Source organism: Azospirillum sp. P4_B5 (genome assembly GCF_056402275.1).
This window is the reverse complement of record NZ_JBFUHT010000001.1, coordinates 212,797-230,656: the sequence shown is the minus strand read 5'-3', so window position 1 is coordinate 230,656 and position 17,860 is coordinate 212,797. Positions and strand designations below refer to the sequence as shown.

Genomic DNA, 17,860 nt, shown 5'->3' with positions numbered 1-17,860 from the left:
AGGATCATCACAGATCGTGATGGTCCTTTCGCGCGTTGAACCCGCGCGCCCCCTCTGCTTGAATGCGTGACCATGCCGGCCAACCTCGACACCGACCTTCTGCGCGCCTTCGTCGCCGTCGCCGACGCGCGCAGCTTCACCCGTGCCGGCGACACGCTGGGCCGCACCCAGGCCGCCGTCAGCCAGCAGGTCCGCCGGCTGGAGGAGGTGGTGGGCACCCGCGTCTTCCAGCGCGACACCAAGAGCGTCCACCTGACCCAGGAGGGCGAGCTTCTGCTGACCTACGCCCGGCGGATGCTGACCCTGAACGACGAGGTTCTGGCCCTGATGCGCCGGCCCGCCTCGATCGCCAGCGTGCGCATCGGCACGCCGGACGATTACGCCACCATGCTGCTTCCCGGCGTGCTCGCCCGCTTCGCCGCCGCCTACCCCGACGTGCCGGTGGAGGTGATCTGCGACAACAGCCCCGATCTGGTGGCGGAGATCGACAAGGGCCGCTACGACCTCGCCTTGGTCACCCGTCACCCGGACAGCCGCAGCGGCGAGCTGGTCCGGCGGGAGCCGGTGGCCTGGGTCGCCCCGCCACGCTCCGCCGTCGTCGATTCCACCCCCATCGAACGGGAGGACCCGCTGCCGCTGGCGCTGTTCCCCAAGGGCTGTGTGGTGCGCGACCTTGCCGTGGCGGCGCTGGAGGGCATCGGGCGCGGCTGGCGCGTCGCCTTCATCAGCAAGAGCGTGGTGGCGGTGCACGGCGCCGTTCTGGGCGGGCTGGGCGTCACCGCCATGGAGGAGTGCACCATCCCGCCCAGCCTGCGCCGGCTGACCGCGGCGGACGGCTTCCCCGACCTTCCGGACATCGACATCGCGCTGCATCGCGCGCCCGGCATGGCCGCCAAGCCGGTCCGCCTGCTGGCCGAGGCCATCCACGATCTGGTGGGCGAGGGACGTCTGGCCTGACGCCCAGCCTGACCCCCAGCCTGACGCTTGGTCCCGCTTCGTGACATCCGCCATGCCGGACGCGCGCCGGGTTGCCCCGGTGGGCCGGACCGATGCAGAATGGCCCCTCCTCCATGGGGGCAAACCGCCGTGCGCACGCGTTCCACCACCGCCTTCCGCGCCCTGGCGCTGCGGCTGATCCTGGCCACGGCGACGATGTGGTTCGCCCCGGACACCGCCTTGGCGCAAAGCCCCGTCGCCATCGGCGCGCCGCTGACCGGCGAGGTGGTGCTGAACCGCGACATCGAGGTGCGCATCGGTCCCAACGCCGACGCCCGGATCATCCAGACCCTGCCGCGCGGCAAGGCGCTGAACGCGCTGGGCACGCCGCGCGGCACCAGCTGGACGGAGGTCGCCATCGGCGGCCAGCCCATCGGCTATGTGCCCTCCGACTCGCTGGACCCGGCGCTGATGGTGTCGCGCTCGATCACCGCCGCCATGGGGGCCACCGCCGCCGGCGCCAACGCCGGCGGATCGCCCCCCTCGACCGGCAAGCCGCCGGTCATCCACCGCAGCGCCGCCGTGGTGCCGCGCAGCGCCTGGGAGATCGCCGCCCAGGTGCCGGCCCAGGGCTATGTCGTCGCGGCCGACGCCATCAAGGCGACGGAGATCCTCGACAACAAAAAGCGGCGCAGCTTCACCCTGCGCAAGGGCGACGTGGTCAGCCTGATCGACTCCGCGAACGGGCGGGTGACGCTGGGCATGCCCGGCCGGACGCGGGCGGTCGCCACGGCGGAGGGGCTGATCGGGGTGGTCGCCCCCTACCCGCTGCCCGGCATGCCGCCGATCGAGCCGGGGGCGCTGTTCGCCGCGCGGCTCGGCGAATATGTCAGCCACGCCGAGGGGCTGCGCGCCTGGCAGGAGTTCACCTACGGACCCGGAACGGCCTACCGCGACCTGCCGCCGATGGTCTGGCCGGTCTTCCGCGGCGCCCGCACCACCTACCAGATGGGCGTCGGACCCTTCACCCGGACCCAGGTGGACAATGTCTGCGGCGCGCTGGCCCAGCGCTCCATGGACTGCTGGGTGATCGAGCTGGAAACCTTCTGATCCCCACGCCGCTTTCCACCAAGCGGAACAGTCCCTGCGCTCAATGCAAATTATTGAGCTTTTTCGTCGAAAATGCATCGATCGTGGCGGTAGGCGGGCGCGGGCGCGCCGTGTTAATCTTTCTTACCCCCTGCCCGCTCCGCCCCAGGCTTTGCCCATGACCGACTCCGACGACGAGTTCCTCTTTCTGGACGACCAGGACGGCGACGGCAACGGCGAAACCGGGTCGCCGGCCACCGGGAACCGGTGGAAGATGATGATCGTGGACGACGAGCCGGAGGTGCACTCCATCACCAAGCTCGTCCTGGCCGATTTCGCCTACAAGGGCCGCTCCGCCCAGTTCATCTCCGCCTATTCCGCCGCGGAGGCCCGGACGATCCTGGAGCGGGAGGAGGACATCGCCATCATCCTGCTGGACGTGGTGATGGAAACCGACGACGCCGGGCTGCAGCTCGTCCACCACATCCGGGAGGAGCTGAAGAACCGCCACGTCCGCATCATCCTGCGCACCGGCCAGCCCGGCCAGGCGCCGGAGCGCGCGGTGATCCTCGACTACGACATCAACGACTACAAGGCCAAGACGCAGCTCACCGCCCAGCAGCTGTTCACCACCACGGTCGCCGCCCTGCGCTCCTACGAGGACATCATGGCGATCGAGATGAACCGGCGCGGGCTGGAGAAGATCATCGAGGCGTCGTCGTCGCTGTTCCAGGCACGCTCGATGAAGCTGTTCGCCGCCGGCGTGCTGACGCAGCTGTCGGGCATCCTCGGCGTCGGGCCGGACGCCATCCTGTGCGTGCAGCGCGGTCCGGTCATCAGCGGCGCGGCGGACGGGCTGTATGTCCTGGCCGGTTCCGGCCGGTTCGAGACGCTGATCGACGAGCCGGCGGCCAACCATGTGGAGCCCGCCGTGCTGGCGGAGGTGAAGCGCTGCCTGGAGTCGCACAGCAACCGCTACGCCGCCGATCATTGCACGCTCTACATCCGCACGCCGAACGACCGGGAGAATGTGGTCTATCTGAGTTCCGACCGGCCGCTGTCGGACCTCGACCGCAACTTGATCGAGGTGTTCTGCCGCAAGATCTCGGTCGGTTTCGACAATCTGCACCTCTACGAGCAGCTGCGGCGCAGCCAGGAGCACACGGTCATCGCCATGGCCGACCTGGCGGAACGCGCCGGTCATCCGAGCGCGGAGGCCGAAACCGGCCCGCGCATCGCCATGGTGACCGACCGCATCGCCCGCCGGCTGGCCGAAGAGGGACGCCATCCCGCCATCCTCGACACGGTGTTCCTGGAGTCGGTCGGTCTGGCCGCCATCCTCCATGACGTCGGCAACGCCACGCTGGACCCCGCCATCCTCGGCAAGACCGGGCCGCTGACCCCGGAGGAACGGGCCGTCATGCAGGCCCACACCACCACGGGCTGGGATCTGCTGGACCGCGCCAGCCAGCGGTCCGATGGGCGGACGCATCTGCATCTGGGGGCGGAGATCGCCCGGTCGCATCATGAGAATTGGGACGGCACCGGCTATCCCGACCGCCTGCAAGGCGACGCCATCCCGCTGAGCGCCCGCATCGTCGCGGTGGCCGACAGCTTCGACGCCATGACCCGCGACCGCCCCTACCGCAAGGCTCTGGATCACGACGTGGCGGTGGCCGAGATCCGCCGCCTGTCCGGCAGCCGGTTCGATCCGGTGGTGGTCGACGCCTTCCTGGCGGTGTCCGGCAACCTGCGCCGGGAATGACTCCGGCGCTCGCCGGAAAGAGCAGAGGCGGTCAGGCGGCGCCGCTCATCAGCGCGTCCACCATGTCCTTCAGCGGACCGATCTGCACCGGCTTGTGCAGCAGTCGGCAGCCCATGGCGGCGGCTTCGGCCTGACGCTCCGGCATCGTGTCGCCGGTCAGGATCAGGGCGGGCACCGGAGCGCCGACATGGGCGCGCACCATCTCCACCGCCTGGGCGCCGGTGCCGCCCGCCGGCAGGAAATGATCGGCCAGGACCAGCCCCGGACGGCCGGGCGCCTGCGGCAGGCGCTGCGCCAGTTCGTTCAGCGACAGGGCGGTCAGCACGTCGTACCCCCAGGCTTCCAGAAGCAGCGCCAGCCCTTCCACGATCGACCGGTCGTCGTCCACCACAATGACCAGCCGGCTGGCCTCGGCCGGCGCTCCTCCATCGTCATCCTCGCGGCGGAATGCGCCGCCGCCGTCCACCGGACCATTGCCGGCATCCCCGGTCATGGCGAGGACAGAGGCGGTTTTGGCTTGGTCGTTCGTTAAGCTCACCATCGGATTCTTCACCAGGGCTGAGGGCGGCGGAGCCAGGGCACCCCGCACCGTTTCCAACATGACCGCTTCAAAAAAGAATGAAAAATATTAAAAAAATCGAAATATCAGCATGGCGAATTTTCGGAATGTCTGCCATGTATCGCGGAAAGAAAACATTCCATTCCTGAAATTTATAGGCAGTGATGCACAGCATCGAGACAATACGAACGCATGATTTGCGAGCTTATGTTCATTCGCTTTATCTGATGGACCAATTCTGTTCAACTCTGAAAAAGCGCATATGAGGCACGCCCGGGTGCCACGCCGAAACGCGATCCAAACAACGGACCGCGGCATGTTCTGCGAATCCAGACGTGTCGCCTCCGGAACAATCCTTTGAACTGTCCGGATTGGGAGCCGTTCCATCCGGACATGGAAAAACAATGGGCCCCCGCCCTGCGACGGAGGCCCGAACATTGTCCTACGAGATTGAATCCTTTTCCGGATCCGCAGTCTTTGGATGCGCCCGCGTCAGAAGCGCAGACGTCAGCTGCGCAGGCTGCCGCCCGTGGCCTTGGCGACCGCGGCGACGATCTTCTGGCCGATGGCCTCGATCTCCGGCTCGGTCAGGGTGCGTTCGGTCGGCTGAAGCGTGACGGAGAGGGCGACGGACTTCTTTCCCTCCTCGACGTTCGTACCCTGATAGACGTCGAAGACCGTCACGTCCTTGACCAGCGCCTTGTCGGCACCCTTGGCGGCGCGGATCAGCTTGTCGGCCTCCACGTCCTTGCCGACGACGAAGGCGAAGTCGCGCTCCAGCGGCTGGAAGGGCGAGAGCTGGACCAGCGGACGCGCCGTGCCGCCCTTCTTCTTGGGCAGCGGGATGGCGTCCAGGAAGACCTCGAAGCCGACCACCGGCCCCTTGATGCCCAGCGTGTCCAGCACGGTCGGGTGGATCTCGCCGAAGCGGGCCATCACCGTGGGGCCGAGGCGCAGCACGCCCGAACGGCCCGGATGGTACCAGCCCGGCGCGTCGGTGGTGACCTGCAGGTTGGTCACCGGCGCGCCGGCGGCCTCCAGCACGGCCATCGCGTCGGCCTTGGCATCAAAGGCATCGACGCCGCGGGCCTTCTCCGCCCAGTGGCGCGGCACCGCGTTGCCGGCGCGGATGCCGGCGGCCACGAGGTCCTGCCCGTCCGGCGACGGCTTGCGGAAGGCCGGGCCGACCTCGAACAGGCCGACGTCGGCGTGGCCGCGGTCGGCGTTGCGCCCGGCGGCCTGGATCAGGTTGCCGAGGATCGACGGGCGCATCACGTCGAGGTCGGCGCTGATCGGGTTGACCAGCGTCAGCCCCTCGCCCACCCCGCCGAACAGCGCGGCCACCGGACCGGCCATGAAGGACCAGGTGACGGCTTCGGACAGGCCGCGGACGGCCAGCGTGCGCTTGGTCAGCCCGACGCGGCGCTGCTTGGTGCTGAGCGCCGGACGGGTCAGCACGCTGTCGCGCGGCAGCGGGGTCGCCGGGATGGCGTCGAAGCCATGGATGCGCAGCACCTCCTCCACCAGATCGGCCTCGCCGTGGATGTCGGCGCGCCAGGAGGGCGGAACGATGCGCAAGGTGCCGTCCACATCCTCGCCGACGATCTCGCAGCCGAGATCGATCAGGATGCGGGTCTGCTCGTCGCGCGGCACGTCGACGCCGCCCAGGGCGGCGACGCGGCCCGGACGCAGCGTCAGGGTGCGGCGCCATTGCGGCTCCTCACCGGCGATCACCAGGTCGGAGGCCTCGCCGCCGCAGATCTCCAGGATCAGGCGGGTGGCGCGCTCCATCCCCGACACGACCGCCGCCGGATCGACGCCGCGCTCCAGCCGGTAGCGGGCGTCCGACTCGATGCCCAGCTTGCGGCCGGTCTGCGCCGTGCGCACGGTGTCGAAGATCGCCGCCTCCAGGAAGACGTTGACCGTCGTCTCGGTGCAGCCCGACGCCTCGCCGCCGATGATGCCGCCCAGCGCCTCGGCCCGCTCATGATCGGCGATGACCGTCATGCTCGGGTCGAGCGGGTATTCCTTGCCGTTCAGCGCCGCCAGCGTCTCGCCCTCGCGGGCCAGGCGCACGACGATGCCGCCCTTCACCTTGTCGGCGTCGAAGGCGTGCAGCGGGCGCGACAGGTCGAAGGTGATGAAGTTGGTGATGTCGACCAGCGCCGAGATCGGGCGCAGGCCGATGGCGACCAGCTTGTCGTGCAGCCACTTCGGCGACGGGCCATTCCTCACGCCGCGGAAATAGCGGCCGACATACATCGGGCAGGCGTCCAGCGCCTCGATGGTCACGCCGAACGGGCTGGCGAAGGCGCCCTTGACCGGCTCCGCCGCCAGCGGCTTCAGCGTGCCCAGACCGGCGGCGGCGAGGTCGCGGGCGATGCCGCGCACCCCGGCGCAGTCGGCGCGATCCGGCGTCAGGCTGATGTCGATGACCGGGTCGCCCAGGCCGGCGTAGTCGGCGTAGGCGACGCCGACCGGCGCGTCCTCGGGCAGCTCGATGATGCCGTTGTGCTCCTCCGACAGCTTCAGCTCGCGCTCGGAGCACATCATGCCGTTCGACTCGACGCCGCGGATGACGCCCTTCTTCAGCGTGATGTCGGAGCCGGGGATGTAGGCCCCCTCCGGCGCGAAGACGCCCTTCAGGCCGGCGCGCGCGTTGGGCGCGCCGCAGACGACCTGGAGCTTTTCGGTGCCGGTGTCGACAACCAGGACGCGCAGCTTGTCGGCGTCCGGGTGCTTCTCGGCGGAGACGACGTGGGCGACGCGGAAGGGCTTCAACTCCTTCGAACGGTCCTCCACCCCTTCGACCTCCAGGCCGAGGGCGGTCAGCGTCTCCACGATCTGGTCGAGCGTGGCGTCGGTTTCCAGATGGTCCTTCAGCCAGGACAGCGTGAACTTCATGGGTCCGGCTCCTTTAGCGCGTCAGGCCCTGGGCCATGCTGGGAACGTCGAGCGGCACGAAGCCGTAATGCTTCAGCCAGCGGAGGTCGGCTTCGAAGAAGGTGCGCAGGTCGGGGATGCCGTATTTCAGCATCGCCACGCGCTCGATCCCCATGCCGAAGGCGAAACCCTGGTATTTGGTGCTGTCGATGCCGCAGGCCTCCAGCACGTTGGGGTGCACCATGCCGCAGCCCAGGATCTCCAGCCAGTCGCCGTAGTTGCCGAGCTTCAACTCGCCGCCCTTGCGGGAGCAGCCGATGTCCACCTCCGCCGACGGTTCGGTGAAGGGGAAGAAGCTGGGGCGGAAGCGCAGCGGCAGGTCGTCCACGTCGAAGAAGGCGCGGCAGAACTCGATCAGGCAGCCCTTCAGGTGGCCCATGTGGGTCGCCTCGTCGATGACCAGCCCCTCGATCTGGTGGAACATCGGGGTGTGGGTCATGTCGTAGTCGGACCGGTAGGTGCGGCCCGGCGCGATGATGCGGATCGGCGGCTTCTTGTTCAGCATGGTGCGGACCTGCACCGGGCTGGTGTGGGTGCGCAGCAGCATCTTCTTATCGCCCGCATCGGGGAGATAGAAGGTGTCGTGCATGTCGCGGGCGGGGTGGCCCGGCGGGAAGTTCAGGGCGGTGAAGTTGTGGAAGTCGTCCTCGACGTCCGGCCCCTCGGCGACGCTGAAGCCCATCTCGGCGAAGATCGCCACCATCTCGTCGATGGTCTGGCTGATCGGGTGGATGCGCCCCTCGGTCTCCGGACGGACCGGCAGGGTGACGTCGATCCGCTCGGCCTGGAGGCGGGCCTCCAGATGGGCGCGGGCGAGGTCGGCCTTGCGGCCGTCGATGGCCGCGGCGATCTCGTCCTTCAGCGCGTTGAGCTGCTGGCCGCGCTCGCGCCGTTCGTCGGGCGACAGCCCGCCCAGCTCCTTCATGAAGCCGGTGATGCGCCCCTTCTTGCCGAGCGCGGTGACCCGCACCTCTTCGAGGGCCGCGAGGTCGCCAGCGGCGTTGACCTGCGACAGGAGTTCGTCTTTCAGCGCATCGAGCATGTCATTTCCCGCGAGCCATAAGGAAGTGCGAGCGTAAAGAAAAAGGGAGCCGGCCCAGAGGCACGGCTCCCTTCTTTCGTGTCCGGCGCCGGACCGGGGTTTCCGCTTTCGCGGCGAACCCTTTAGGCGGCGGCCTTGGAGGCGAGAGCGGCCTGGGCCTGATCGACGATGGCCTTGAAGGCCTCCGGCTCACGGGCGGCCAGATCCGACAGGACCTTGCGGTCGATCTCGATGCCGGCCAGCTTGATGCCGTTGATGAAGCGCGAGTAGGTCAGGCCGTACTGGCGGACACCGGCGTTGATGCGCTGGATCCACAGGCCGCGGAAATCGCGCTTCTTGTTGCGGCGGTCGCGATACGCGTATTGAAGGGCCTTTTCGACCTTCTCGATCGCGATGCGGAAGTTCTTGGAGTTGCGACCCCGGTAGCCCTTGGCGAGCTTGAGGATCTTGCGGTGACGGGCGTGCGTGGTGACGCCGCGCTTAACACGAGCCATGGTTCAGATTCCCTTACGATATCAAGCGTTGCGCAGCCAGTTCTTCAGCACGATCCTCTGGTCCGGCTCGGCCAGGGTCATCATGCCGCGCGCATTGCGCTTCATATTCGGGCTCTTCTGCTCCAGGCAGTGGCGCTTGAAGGCCGCCTGGGCGCGCACCTTACCGGTGGCGGTCACCTTGAAACGCTTCTTGGCGCCGCTCTTCGTCTTCAGCTTGGGCATTTTCGATCCTTGCGTTGGATGTTCCCGACTGGCGGTTGGGCATGCCCTGGGTCTCGGACCCGGCCTCGCCGCCCGTTGGAGCGCAGGGTTATACGCGCGGCCACGCCGCAACGCAAGGGGAAGCGAATGCGGGAGAGGTATGACGGGTCCGGCGCGCGCCCCTTCGCTACCGGTACTCTTTGAACCGCTCCGTCGCCTGGACCAGGGCGGCGCGGATGCCCGGTTCCATGGCGGAATGGCCGGCGTCGGGCACCACGCGGTAATCGGCCTCAGGCCAGGCGCGGCGCAGCTCGTCGGCGCTGGCGATCGGGCACACGATGTCGTAGCGGCCCTGGACGATCGCCCCCGGCAGATGCCGGATGCGGTGCACGTCGCGCAGCAGCCTGTCTTCCGGGGTGAAGCGGTTGGAGCGGAAGTAGTGCGCCTCGATGCGGGCGAGGCCCAGCGCGTGGGTGTCCTCCGCGCTCGTCGCGATCAGCTCCGGCGAGGGCAGCAGCGAGGAGCAGGAGCCCTCGTACAGGCTCCACACCCGCGCCGCCGCCATGCGGGTCGCCGCATCCGGCGCGTTGAGCCGCCGCCAATAGGCTTCCAGCAGGTCGCCCCGCTCCTCCGGCGGAATGTGGCCGGCGAAGGCCGCCCAGGCCTCCGGGAAGATCGTGCGCATGGAGTGGAGGAACCAGTCGATCTCCGTCTTCCGCATCAGGAAGATGCCGCGCAGGATCAGCCCCAGGCAGCGTTCCGGATGGGTCTGCCCGTAGGCCAACGCCAGCGTCGATCCCCAGCTTCCGCCGAACAGCAGCCAGCGCTCGATCCCCAGATGGCGGCGCAGCCGTTCGGCGTCCTCGACCAGCAGCTCGGTCGTGTTGCGGCGCACCTCGCCCAGCGGGGTGGAGCGGCCCGCCCCGCGCTGGTCCATCACGACGATGCGGTAATGGCCGGGATCGAAGAAACGCCGGTGCGTCGGCGAGGCGCCCGCCCCCGGCCCCCCGTGCAGGAACAGCACCGGCACGCCGCGCGGGTTGCCCGACTGCTCCCAATAGAGCGTATGGATCTCGTCCACGGGCAGGAAGCCGGTCTGGTAGGGGTCGATGGGCGGGAAAAGCTCGCTGCGGGGCATGAAGAGGTCCTGTCAGTCCGGGCCGGATCGTCCGGCCCACAGAGTAGCCGATCCAAGGAATCCGGCCCAATCATTCCCGATGCCGGTCCACAAGCGAGTGTAGGGCTCTGGTCCGGTCTCCGCCACCGGCTCACTCCTCGTCCTCGGCGCCATCCGGCGGCGTGGCAGGAACGCGCGGCGCCATGCGGACGGGCGCGCCGGAGCCGTCCAGCCGCTCGATCTGCTCGGGATGGGTCGCCTCGATCAGCGGGCCGGCGCGCAGGCCCACCCAGCCACGCACCCGGACGGCCCGCCCCTCGTAGGACAGCGGGTCGATGCCGGCGGCAACGAATTCGGCCAGGGCGGCCCGCCCGATGTGCACCGTGACGTCGGTCCGCCAGTCCTCGCCGAAATCCAGATAGGCGTCGCCGCCCGCCTTGCTCACCCGCAGCACCCGCCCCTCGACGATCTGGAAGCTGTCGCGATCCCGGCGCAGCGCGTCCGGGTCGGCGGGTCGCACGGCGTAGGCGCGGGTCCGCCAGATGCCGCGCTCGGCCGCCCGCGCGCCGGCCTCCGCCGCCAGCATCTCGCGGGCCAGGGCGCGGGCGTCGGGCCGGGTGTATACACGGGCGAGGCCGCGCGCCAGCAGCTCGCCCTGGAGCCACAGACCGTCGCCCCGCACCACTTGAGCCAGCAGGCGCCCGTGCCGGTCGGCCCGCGCCTCCCCCCGCACCGTCAGGCGCTGCCCGACGGCCAGTTCCGCCAGCGCCAGCCGCGCCGCCTCGGCCAGCGGCCAGCGGTCGCCCGGCTCGGCTCCCATGGGCGGTGCTGCGGGCTCGATGCCGGCCAGACGCAGGCTGCGCCCGTCCTCCAGCAGCAGCGTGGCGCCGTCGGTCACCGCGGCGACGCGCAGCTCCGGCGGCCCGGCAGTGTTCGCCATCAGCAGCAGGGCGGACAGCATCAGCGAAGGAATGCGGCGCGGCATGGCGGGCGAAGGGATAGAGCCGTGGAACAGGCGAGCCGGACGGGGAGTTTGATCACGGGGAGTTTGATCTCTGCGAGCCCCCTTCCGATATGACGACTCATGACGCCCGAACCGACGACCGAACGCAAGCCGTCTTCCCTGTTTCCGCCAAGACAATCGGCCGATCCAGCCCTCTCCCCCCTGGGGAGAGGGTGGCCCGGAGGGCCGGTGAGGGGGTTGCGCGTGGCGCCACGTCCGGCACAAGCGCAACCCCCTCACCCTAACCCTCTCCCCGCTTTCGGCGGACCAAAGGTCCGCCTGTCGCGTCAGCGCAAACTATGTTTGCGCGTGAGCAGGGGGGAGAGGGGACGTCAGAAGCAACCATCTTCCCCGTCCCCGCTGCGCCGGATCGCCGCCGCGGGGCTGGCCGTCCTGCTGCTCACCTCGGCCTGCGCCCCGGCCAGCGCCCAGCTCCTCGGCGGCAGCGAGGAGTCGATCGGCGCGCAGGAGCATCCCAAGATCCTCGCCCAGTATGGCGGGGCCTACCCCGACCAGCGGCTGCAGGCCTACATCACCAACATTGGCAATCGGCTGGCCGCCCAGACCGACCGCTCCGGCCCCTGGACCTTCACCGTTCTGGACAGCGACGTGGTCAACGCCTTCGCCCTGCCCGGCGGCTATGTCTACATCACCCGCGGCCTGCTGGCGCTCGCCAAGGACGAGGCGGAGGTGGCGAGCGTGCTGGGGCACGAGATCGGCCACGTCATCGCCCACCATGGCCGGGAGCGGCAGACCAACCAGACCATCGCCGGGCTGCTCGCCGCCGGCATCGGCCTCGTGCTGGGCAGCCCGGAGCTGGCGCAGATCGCCAACATCGGCGGCACCGCCCTGCTCGCCCGCTACTCGCGCGGCCAGGAGACGGAGGCCGACCGGCTGGGCATCGAGTATCTCCACCGCGCCGGCTACGACCCCTTCGCCATGGCGACCTTCCTGGAGACCATGCGCCGGGACACCCAATATTCCGGCCTGCGCTCCGGCAAGGGTGCCGGGGAGGGCGGCTTCGACTTCTTCGCCACCCACCCGCAGACCGCGTCCCGCGTGGACGAGGCGGCGGCCCTCGCCCGCGAGCTGCCCCGCGGGGCGCGGCCCGTCGATCCCTACATGGCGGCGATGGACGGGGTGATCTACGGCGACAGCCCGGAGAACGGCTTCGTCCGCGGCCGCAGCTTCGCCCACCCGCAGCTGGGAATCGCCTTCGACGTGCCGCAGGGCTACAGCCTGCTCAACGGGGCGCAGCAGGTGATCGCCAAGGGGCCGAACGGCGGCGCCATCGTCTTCGACGGGGGCAAGGCGCCGGGCGCCGGCGACCCCGCCGCCTATCTGACCGGCAGCTGGGCGCAGGGGGCGCCGTTGCGGGACCTGCAATCCTTCACCGTCAACGGCATGCCGGCGGCCACCGCGCTGACCCAGGGCAAGACCGACGCCGGGGCGGTGGATGTGCGGCTGGTCGCCATCCGCGCCGACTCCGGCACCCTCTACCGATTCACTTTCCTGGCCCCCGGCGGCGCGCTGTCGCGCTTTGACGCCGATTTCCGCCAGACCGCCACCAGCTTCCGTCGGTTGACCCGGCAGGAGGCCGCGTCCTACCAGCCCCGGCGCATCCGCGTGCAGACCGCCCGCCCCGGCGACAGCGTGGAGGGCTTCGTCCGCCAGATGCCGCGGGAGCCCTACGCGGAAGAGTTGTTCCGGATCATCAACGATCTGCCGCCGGGCACGCCGATCCAGCCCGGACGTCCGATGAAGATCATCACCGGCTGACGGCGCTCGATTGATCGCGCCCGGTTGAAGGCGGGGTGACCGTTACAGGACGCGGCGCGATGGCCGATTGCCGATGGCCGCGTGCGTCCTGTAGGCTCCGCGCCATGGCTGACCACCCCTCCAAACGGCGATTTCCGCGAACCGGCTTGCGCGTCTCCGGGCTGAAGGAGGCCGTGCGCAAAAAGGGTGGGCCGCGCCGGGCGCGCCCGCCCGCGCTGGGCCGCCCGCGCCTGCGCCTGCCCATCGCGGCGGTGCTGGTGGCGGGCTTCGGGTCGCTGATGCTGCTGGCGGTGGCGAGCGTGCTGGTGCTCGGCCTCGTCAGCGCCAGCCGCAACACCTTCGCCCTGCTGAACGACCGCGCCGACCTCGCCCTGTCGGGCGTGGAGGTGCGCATCCGCAACCAGCTCAACCCCGCGCGGGACATGGGCCGTTTCGTCGCCGGACTGATGGAGCGGGGGGAGCTGGACCCCGCCGATTCCCGCTCGCTCCAGGACACGCTGCGCGGCGCGCTGGCCGGGGCGCCGGACGTCACGGGCATCGCCTTCTTCCACCCCGACCGCACCGGCCTGCGCGCCGACCGGCTGGGCAACCAGCTCCACATCGGGCGGGAGGATCTGCGCCACGAGCCGGAGCTGGGACCGGAGCTGCGCAACGGCGCCGACCGCACCACCGCCGTCTGGGCCGACCCGCTGTGGTCGAAGGAGGCGGGGACCAGCTTCGTCACCCTGTTCCAGCCGGTGCGGCGCAACGGCACCTATCTGGGGCAGGTGGTCGTCGGCGTGTCGCTGGGCGACCTGTCGCGCTTCCTGTCCACGCTCTATGTGGAGCAGGGGCTGAACGCCTTCGTCCTGTTCGACCGGCAGCATGTGCTGGCCCACCCGTCGCTGGCCGGCATGAAGTTCGACTTCTCCGCCAAGACCGACGGCCCGCCCCTGCCGCGCATCGATCAGGTGGCCGACCCGGCGCTGGCGGCGCTCTGGCAGACCGGCCAGCCGGTGGACGCCTTGAAGAAGCGGGTGGAGGGCCGGATCGTCAGCGTGCTGGACGAGGATTACCTGTTCCTGATGCGCAGCATGGCCGGCTATGGCCAGCAGGACTGGATCATCGGCATCGGCTTCCGCGCCAACGAGGCCAGCGCGGAGGTCCGCCGCCTCTACACCACCGGCCTCGCCGGGCTGGGCATCCTGCTGATCTCGGTGGCGGTGGCGCTGATCGTCGGGCGGCGCATCAGCACCCAGGTGGCCCGTCTGGCCGAGGCCGCCGACCGCGTCCGGACCTTCGAGTTCCGCGAGATCGCCGAGCTGCCCGATTCGCGCCTGCGCGAGCTGGCCCGCGCCAACAGCGCCTTCAACGCCATGATCGCCGGACTGCGCTGGTTCGAAACCTATGTACCGAAGGCGCTGGTGCTGCGGCTGATGCACCGCCGCGGCGGCCTGACCAGCTTCCAGTCGGAGGAGCGGGAGGTGACGGTGATGTTCACCGACATCCGCGGCTTCTCCCGCATGGCCGAGCATATGGGGGCCGCCGACACCGCCGCCTTGCTGAACGAGCATTTCACCCTGCTCGCCAACTGCATCGAGGCGGAGGGCGGCACCGTGGACAAGTTCATCGGCGACGCCATCATGGCCTTCTGGGGCGCGCCGGAGGAACAGCCGGACCACGCCGCCCGCGCGCTGCGCGCCGCCCATGCGATCACCCGCGCCGTGCGCGAGGGCAACCGCCGCCGCGCGGCGGAGGGGCTGCCGCCGATCCGCGTGCGCATCGGCCTGCATTCCGGACCGGTGGTGGTGGGCAACATCGGGTCGGAAAGCCGCATCAACTACACGATCGTCGGCGACACCGTGAACGTCGCCGCCCGCATCGAAGAGCTTGCCTCCGCCCTGCAGGGGGACGAGGAGGTCATCGTCCTGTCCAGCGCCGCCACCGCCTTCCAGGGCGACGGCGCGGCGCCGCTGGATTGCGTCGGCGACCGCACGCTCCGCGGCCGCACCGGCACCACCGAGGTGTGGCGGGTCACTCTGGATGGCGATGGGGATGGGGATGGTGCGGGGGCGGTTCGGGAGGAGGAGAAGGCGTAGCGTGGGCTTTGCCCCCACAGCAACCTTGCCCCCACCCTAACCCTCCCCCGCTGTCGCAGGGGAGGGAACTGCCGCTACCTCGCGGATAACTCCCTCCCCTGCGACAGCGGGGAGGGCCAGGGTGGGGGCAAGCCGTTTCTACGCGTCCGCCAACAGGTCCCCGAACCCCTCCACCCGCTTCAGCATCGACTGGCGCAGCTTCAGCAGCGCGCGGTGTTCGAGCTGGCGCACGCGCTCCTTGCTCACCCCCAGCTCGCGGCCCAGCTGCTCCAGGGTGGCGCCCTCCTCGCGCAGGCGGCGCTCCTGGATGATGGTGCGTTCGCGCGGGCTGAGTTCTCCCAACGCCTCGGCCAGCCATTGCGACCGGGTGTTGCTGTCGCGCATTCCGATCACCACGTCCTCCGGCGAGGGGCGCTGGTCGGCCAGGAAGTCCTGCCAGTCGTCGTCGGAGCCGTCGGCGACCGGGGAGTTCAGCGACTGGTCGGAGGCGGACAGGCGCATCTCCATCGCCTCCACCTCGGTCACGTCGACCTGGAGCTCACCGGCGATCCACTCCCGCCCTTCCTTGGTCAGGCCGTTGCCGGGGCCGGTGCCGCCCTGGCTGAGGCTCTCGATGCGGGCGCGCAGGCGGCGCAGGTTGAAGAACAGCGACTTCTGGGCGGCGGTGGTGCCGGTGCGGACGATGGACCAATTGCGCAGGATGTAGTCCTGCATGGCCGAGCGGATCCACCAGGCCGCGTATGTGGAAAAGCGCACCTCGCGGTCCGGTTCGAACCGGCTGGCCGCCTGCATCAGCCCGACATTGCCCTCCTGCACGAGGTCGCCCATCGGCAGGCCGTAGTTGCGGAACCGCGCGGCGGTCGCCACCACCAGCCGGGTGTAGGCGCGGACCAGTTCGTGGAGGGCCCGCTCGTCACCGCCCTCGCGCCATTTGCGGGCCAGATCGAATTCGTGATCGCGCGTCAGCAGAGGCTCGCGCATGGAAGCCTTGATGAAACTCAGGTTCGCGCGCTGAGTCTCGGGATCGTCGATGTAGGCCATACGTCCCTTCCTTCCCGTCTGGGCGGCCGCGTTTCAGGCTGCTCGTGCCCTGTGCTGCGGAGTCCGAAGGGACAGGCCCCCTCAGGTCCAATGATCCGTCGGTTCGTCACGGCCGGTTCGCCGTGGGGTGCCGACGGTTGGGACAACAGCCGTTCCCCTCGCCCTGTTGCACGTCATACGCAGCACAAGACGTTTCGGATCATCCGCACCGGAAGGGATTCGGTGGCGGAGGCCGAGGGGATGGGTAAGACGGTTAGGAAAAAGGGAGATGGGTCAGACCTGGAACAGGTCCAGGATCTCACCCGAAGGCGACAGGCATCCACAAACGAGATGCCCACCCAACCCGCAATTGCCGTCCAGGGTGGCCACGCGGTCGGTCACGGCCACGCCCTTGCGGGCCGGGTCGCAGCCCCGCACGACGCGGACGAAACCGCCGTAAGGCTCTGACATCTGGGCGAAACCGGGCGCCCCCCACCAGAAGGCGTCGCCCTGGTGGTTCAGCGGGCGGCGGATGTCCACGCCGGCGCTGACCAGCAGCACGCCGCCCTCCCCCTGCTCGGGTCCGGTGCAGTAGGCGGCGCGGCGCAGGGTGTTGAACACATTTTCGTGACCGGGCTGCGCGTGCATCGCCTGACGCAGCCCCTGGGTCCAGCGACCGAGCGTCATGGTGCCGCCGCGGGCTGCCGCCATGCCCTGCTCCACCGTGCCGCCATAGGCGGCCAGCGTGGCCCCCGCCCCGTGGCGGGTCATCCAGTCGAGCACCTGCTGCGGGTCGGGCGCGAACTGGAGCTGGAGCAGCTTGTGCCACATCTCCTCTTGCGCACCGCGCAGATAGACGATGTCGCCGGCCTCCATGCCCCGCCAGCTCAGCAGCCAGGTGCGGAAGGCCAGCAGCGCGTCCACCGTCTCCAGCACCCGTTCGCCCCAGCCGACCATGTTGCCGAGATAGACGAGACGGTCGCCGGGAAGGAAGCGTGCCGCGATCACCTCGTGCACGGCGTGGAGATGGTCCGTCTGCGCGTGGATCGAGCCGACGGCCCAAATGCGCCGCGGGTTCCGGAGATCGATGAATTTCTGCGCTTCAGACATGCCGGAGACGCTCACCCCATCCAGCGGTCACGGACCGGCCCAGAACAGGCCGGGGGCGGGAGTGTAGGCGCCGCGCAGGCCCGGCGAAAGACGAAAACTTAAGACAAAGGCGCGGCCAAAGCGCCGCGCCTTCATCGTCAACATCACACTCTCGAACCGGTTCCCTCTCCCCGAGACGGGAAGCGGGTCCGCACCGGATCAGGCGGCCTTCTTGAGGACCAGCTCCAGCCGCTCGGTGGCCTTGGTCTCGTCGATCTTCTCGACGGCGGCCAGCTCGCGGGCCAGACGCTCCAGGGCGGCCTGGTAGATCTGGCGCTCGCTGTAGGACTGGTCGGACTGGTCGGCGCCGCGGTACAGGTCGCGCACGACCTCCGCGATGGCCACCGGGTCACCCGAGTTGATCTTGGCCTCATACTCCTGGGCGCGGCGGCTCCACATCGTGCGGCGGACGCGCGAACGGCCCTGCAGCGTCTCCAGGGCGACCTTGATGCGGTCCTTCGTGCTGAGGCGGCGCAGGCCGGCGGCCTTGGCCTTGCCGACCGGAACCTTGAGCGTCATGCGCTCTTTTTCGAACGTGATCGCGTAGAGCTGAACATCCATGCCAGCGATGCTGTGGGTCTCGATTCCCTCGACCCGACCGACGCCATGGGCCGGGTAGACGACGAAGTCACCGGCCTCGAAGTCAAGCTTGTTCGACATTTGGGTTGGCTCTCACTTCTCGCGA

15 protein-coding genes are annotated in these 17,860 nt (G+C 69.5%); 5 read left to right on the top strand and 10 right to left on the bottom strand.

Annotated elements, in window-relative coordinates:
* The first annotated feature begins 72 nt into the window (after positions 1-72).
* The 3 genes from AC1DVI_RS01090 (at position 73) to AC1DVI_RS01080 (ending at position 3,790) form a co-directional block, all read left to right on the top strand.
* Entirely contained in the window at positions 73-957 is an 885-nt protein-coding gene (locus tag AC1DVI_RS01090) for a LysR substrate-binding domain-containing protein (protein ID WP_476956438.1), read from the top strand.
* A 129-nt stretch (positions 958-1,086) separates the two neighbouring features.
* Positions 1,087-2,046, top strand: a complete 960-nt coding sequence (locus AC1DVI_RS01085) for an SH3 domain-containing protein (RefSeq protein ID WP_149164547.1) — start codon at positions 1,087-1,089, stop codon at positions 2,044-2,046.
* A gap of 157 nt (positions 2,047-2,203) precedes the next feature.
* A complete protein-coding gene (locus AC1DVI_RS01080; protein ID WP_476956437.1) occupies positions 2,204-3,790 on the top strand; it encodes a DUF3369 domain-containing protein in 1,587 nt (528 codons plus the stop codon).
* 31 nt (positions 3,791-3,821) lie between these two features.
* On the opposite strand, the gene AC1DVI_RS01075 is transcribed toward AC1DVI_RS01080, so the two are convergent.
* The 7 genes from AC1DVI_RS01075 to AC1DVI_RS01045 form a co-directional block, all read right to left on the bottom strand.
* Positions 3,822-4,331, bottom strand: a complete 510-nt coding sequence (locus AC1DVI_RS01075) for a response regulator (RefSeq protein ID WP_476956436.1) — start codon at positions 4,329-4,331, stop codon at positions 3,822-3,824.
* Positions 4,332-4,856: 525 nt separating this feature from the next.
* On the bottom strand, positions 4,857-7,253 hold the full coding sequence (pheT, locus tag AC1DVI_RS01070; RefSeq protein ID WP_476956435.1) for a phenylalanine--tRNA ligase subunit beta: 2,397 nt from the start codon (positions 7,251-7,253) through the stop codon (positions 4,857-4,859).
* A gap of 13 nt (positions 7,254-7,266) precedes the next feature.
* Positions 7,267-8,334 carry a phenylalanine--tRNA ligase subunit alpha gene (gene pheS, locus AC1DVI_RS01065; RefSeq protein ID WP_014238728.1) on the bottom strand — a complete coding sequence of 356 codons (1,068 nt, stop codon included), beginning with the start codon at positions 8,332-8,334 and terminating at the stop codon, positions 7,267-7,269.
* A 122-nt stretch (positions 8,335-8,456) separates the two neighbouring features.
* The gene (gene rplT, locus AC1DVI_RS01060) at positions 8,457-8,828 is read right to left on the bottom strand and encodes a 50S ribosomal protein L20 (RefSeq protein WP_014238729.1); all 372 of its coding nucleotides are present in this window, start codon (positions 8,826-8,828) and stop codon (positions 8,457-8,459) included.
* 21 nt (positions 8,829-8,849) lie between these two features.
* Positions 8,850-9,050 (bottom strand): 50S ribosomal protein L35, encoded by a 201-nt coding sequence (gene rpmI / locus AC1DVI_RS01055; RefSeq protein WP_149164550.1) that lies wholly within the window; start codon positions 9,048-9,050, stop codon positions 8,850-8,852.
* 166 nt (positions 9,051-9,216) lie between these two features.
* Complete coding sequence (pip, locus tag AC1DVI_RS01050; RefSeq protein ID WP_476956434.1) at positions 9,217-10,167, bottom strand: prolyl aminopeptidase; 951 nt, start codon at positions 10,165-10,167, stop codon at positions 9,217-9,219.
* A 130-nt stretch (positions 10,168-10,297) separates the two neighbouring features.
* Positions 10,298-11,107, bottom strand: a complete 810-nt coding sequence (locus tag AC1DVI_RS01045; protein ID WP_476956433.1) for a thermonuclease family protein — start codon at positions 11,105-11,107, stop codon at positions 10,298-10,300.
* 351 nt (positions 11,108-11,458) lie between these two features.
* Here AC1DVI_RS01045 and AC1DVI_RS01040 point away from each other — a divergent pair, with 351 nt between their 5' ends.
* Positions 11,459-12,928, top strand: coding sequence for a M48 family metalloprotease (locus tag AC1DVI_RS01040; RefSeq protein ID WP_476956508.1), 1,470 nt, complete (start codon positions 11,459-11,461; stop codon positions 12,926-12,928).
* Between the two features lie 173 nt (positions 12,929-13,101).
* Positions 13,102-15,006, top strand: coding sequence for an adenylate/guanylate cyclase domain-containing protein (locus AC1DVI_RS01035; RefSeq protein WP_476956432.1), 1,905 nt, complete (start codon positions 13,102-13,104; stop codon positions 15,004-15,006).
* 138 nt (positions 15,007-15,144) lie between these two features.
* On the opposite strand, the gene AC1DVI_RS01030 is transcribed toward AC1DVI_RS01035, so the two are convergent.
* From AC1DVI_RS01030 to AC1DVI_RS01020, 3 genes are all read right to left on the bottom strand, one after another.
* Entirely contained in the window at positions 15,145-16,047 is a 903-nt protein-coding gene (locus AC1DVI_RS01030; RefSeq protein WP_149164554.1) for an RNA polymerase factor sigma-32, read from the bottom strand.
* 273 nt (positions 16,048-16,320) lie between these two features.
* Positions 16,321-17,136 carry a hypothetical protein gene (locus AC1DVI_RS01025; protein WP_476956431.1) on the bottom strand — a complete coding sequence of 272 codons (816 nt, stop codon included), beginning with the start codon at positions 17,134-17,136 and terminating at the stop codon, positions 16,321-16,323.
* A gap of 198 nt (positions 17,137-17,334) precedes the next feature.
* Positions 17,335-17,835 (bottom strand): CarD family transcriptional regulator, encoded by a 501-nt coding sequence (locus AC1DVI_RS01020; protein ID WP_014238739.1) that lies wholly within the window; start codon positions 17,833-17,835, stop codon positions 17,335-17,337.
* Positions 17,836-17,860 lie beyond the last annotated feature (25 nt).

What these genes read in the sequence shown, in the direction of transcription:
- AC1DVI_RS01020 (WP_014238739.1), bottom strand. Translation starts at nt 17,835, where the DNA reads ATGTCGAACAAGCTTGACTTCGAGGCCGGTGACTTCGTCGTCTACCCG.
- rpmI (WP_149164550.1), bottom strand. Translation starts at nt 9,050, where the DNA reads ATGCCCAAGCTGAAGACGAAGAGCGGCGCCAAGAAGCGTTTCAAGGTG.
- AC1DVI_RS01025 (WP_476956431.1), bottom strand. Translation starts at nt 17,136, where the DNA reads ATGTCTGAAGCGCAGAAATTCATCGATCTCCGGAACCCGCGGCGCATT.
- AC1DVI_RS01090 (WP_476956438.1), top strand. Translation starts at nt 73, where the DNA reads ATGCCGGCCAACCTCGACACCGACCTTCTGCGCGCCTTCGTCGCCGTC.
- AC1DVI_RS01030 (WP_149164554.1), bottom strand. Translation starts at nt 16,047, where the DNA reads ATGGCCTACATCGACGATCCCGAGACTCAGCGCGCGAACCTGAGTTTC.
- AC1DVI_RS01075 (WP_476956436.1), bottom strand. Translation starts at nt 4,331, where the DNA reads ATGGTGAGCTTAACGAACGACCAAGCCAAAACCGCCTCTGTCCTCGCC.
- AC1DVI_RS01045 (WP_476956433.1), bottom strand. Translation starts at nt 11,107, where the DNA reads ATGCTGTCCGCCCTGCTGCTGATGGCGAACACTGCCGGGCCGCCGGAG.
- rplT (WP_014238729.1), bottom strand. Translation starts at nt 8,828, where the DNA reads ATGGCTCGTGTTAAGCGCGGCGTCACCACGCACGCCCGTCACCGCAAG.
- AC1DVI_RS01080 (WP_476956437.1), top strand. Translation starts at nt 2,204, where the DNA reads ATGACCGACTCCGACGACGAGTTCCTCTTTCTGGACGACCAGGACGGC.
- pip (WP_476956434.1), bottom strand. Translation starts at nt 10,167, where the DNA reads ATGCCCCGCAGCGAGCTTTTCCCGCCCATCGACCCCTACCAGACCGGC.
- pheS (WP_014238728.1), bottom strand. Translation starts at nt 8,334, where the DNA reads ATGCTCGATGCGCTGAAAGACGAACTCCTGTCGCAGGTCAACGCCGCT.
- pheT (WP_476956435.1), bottom strand. Translation starts at nt 7,253, where the DNA reads ATGAAGTTCACGCTGTCCTGGCTGAAGGACCATCTGGAAACCGACGCC.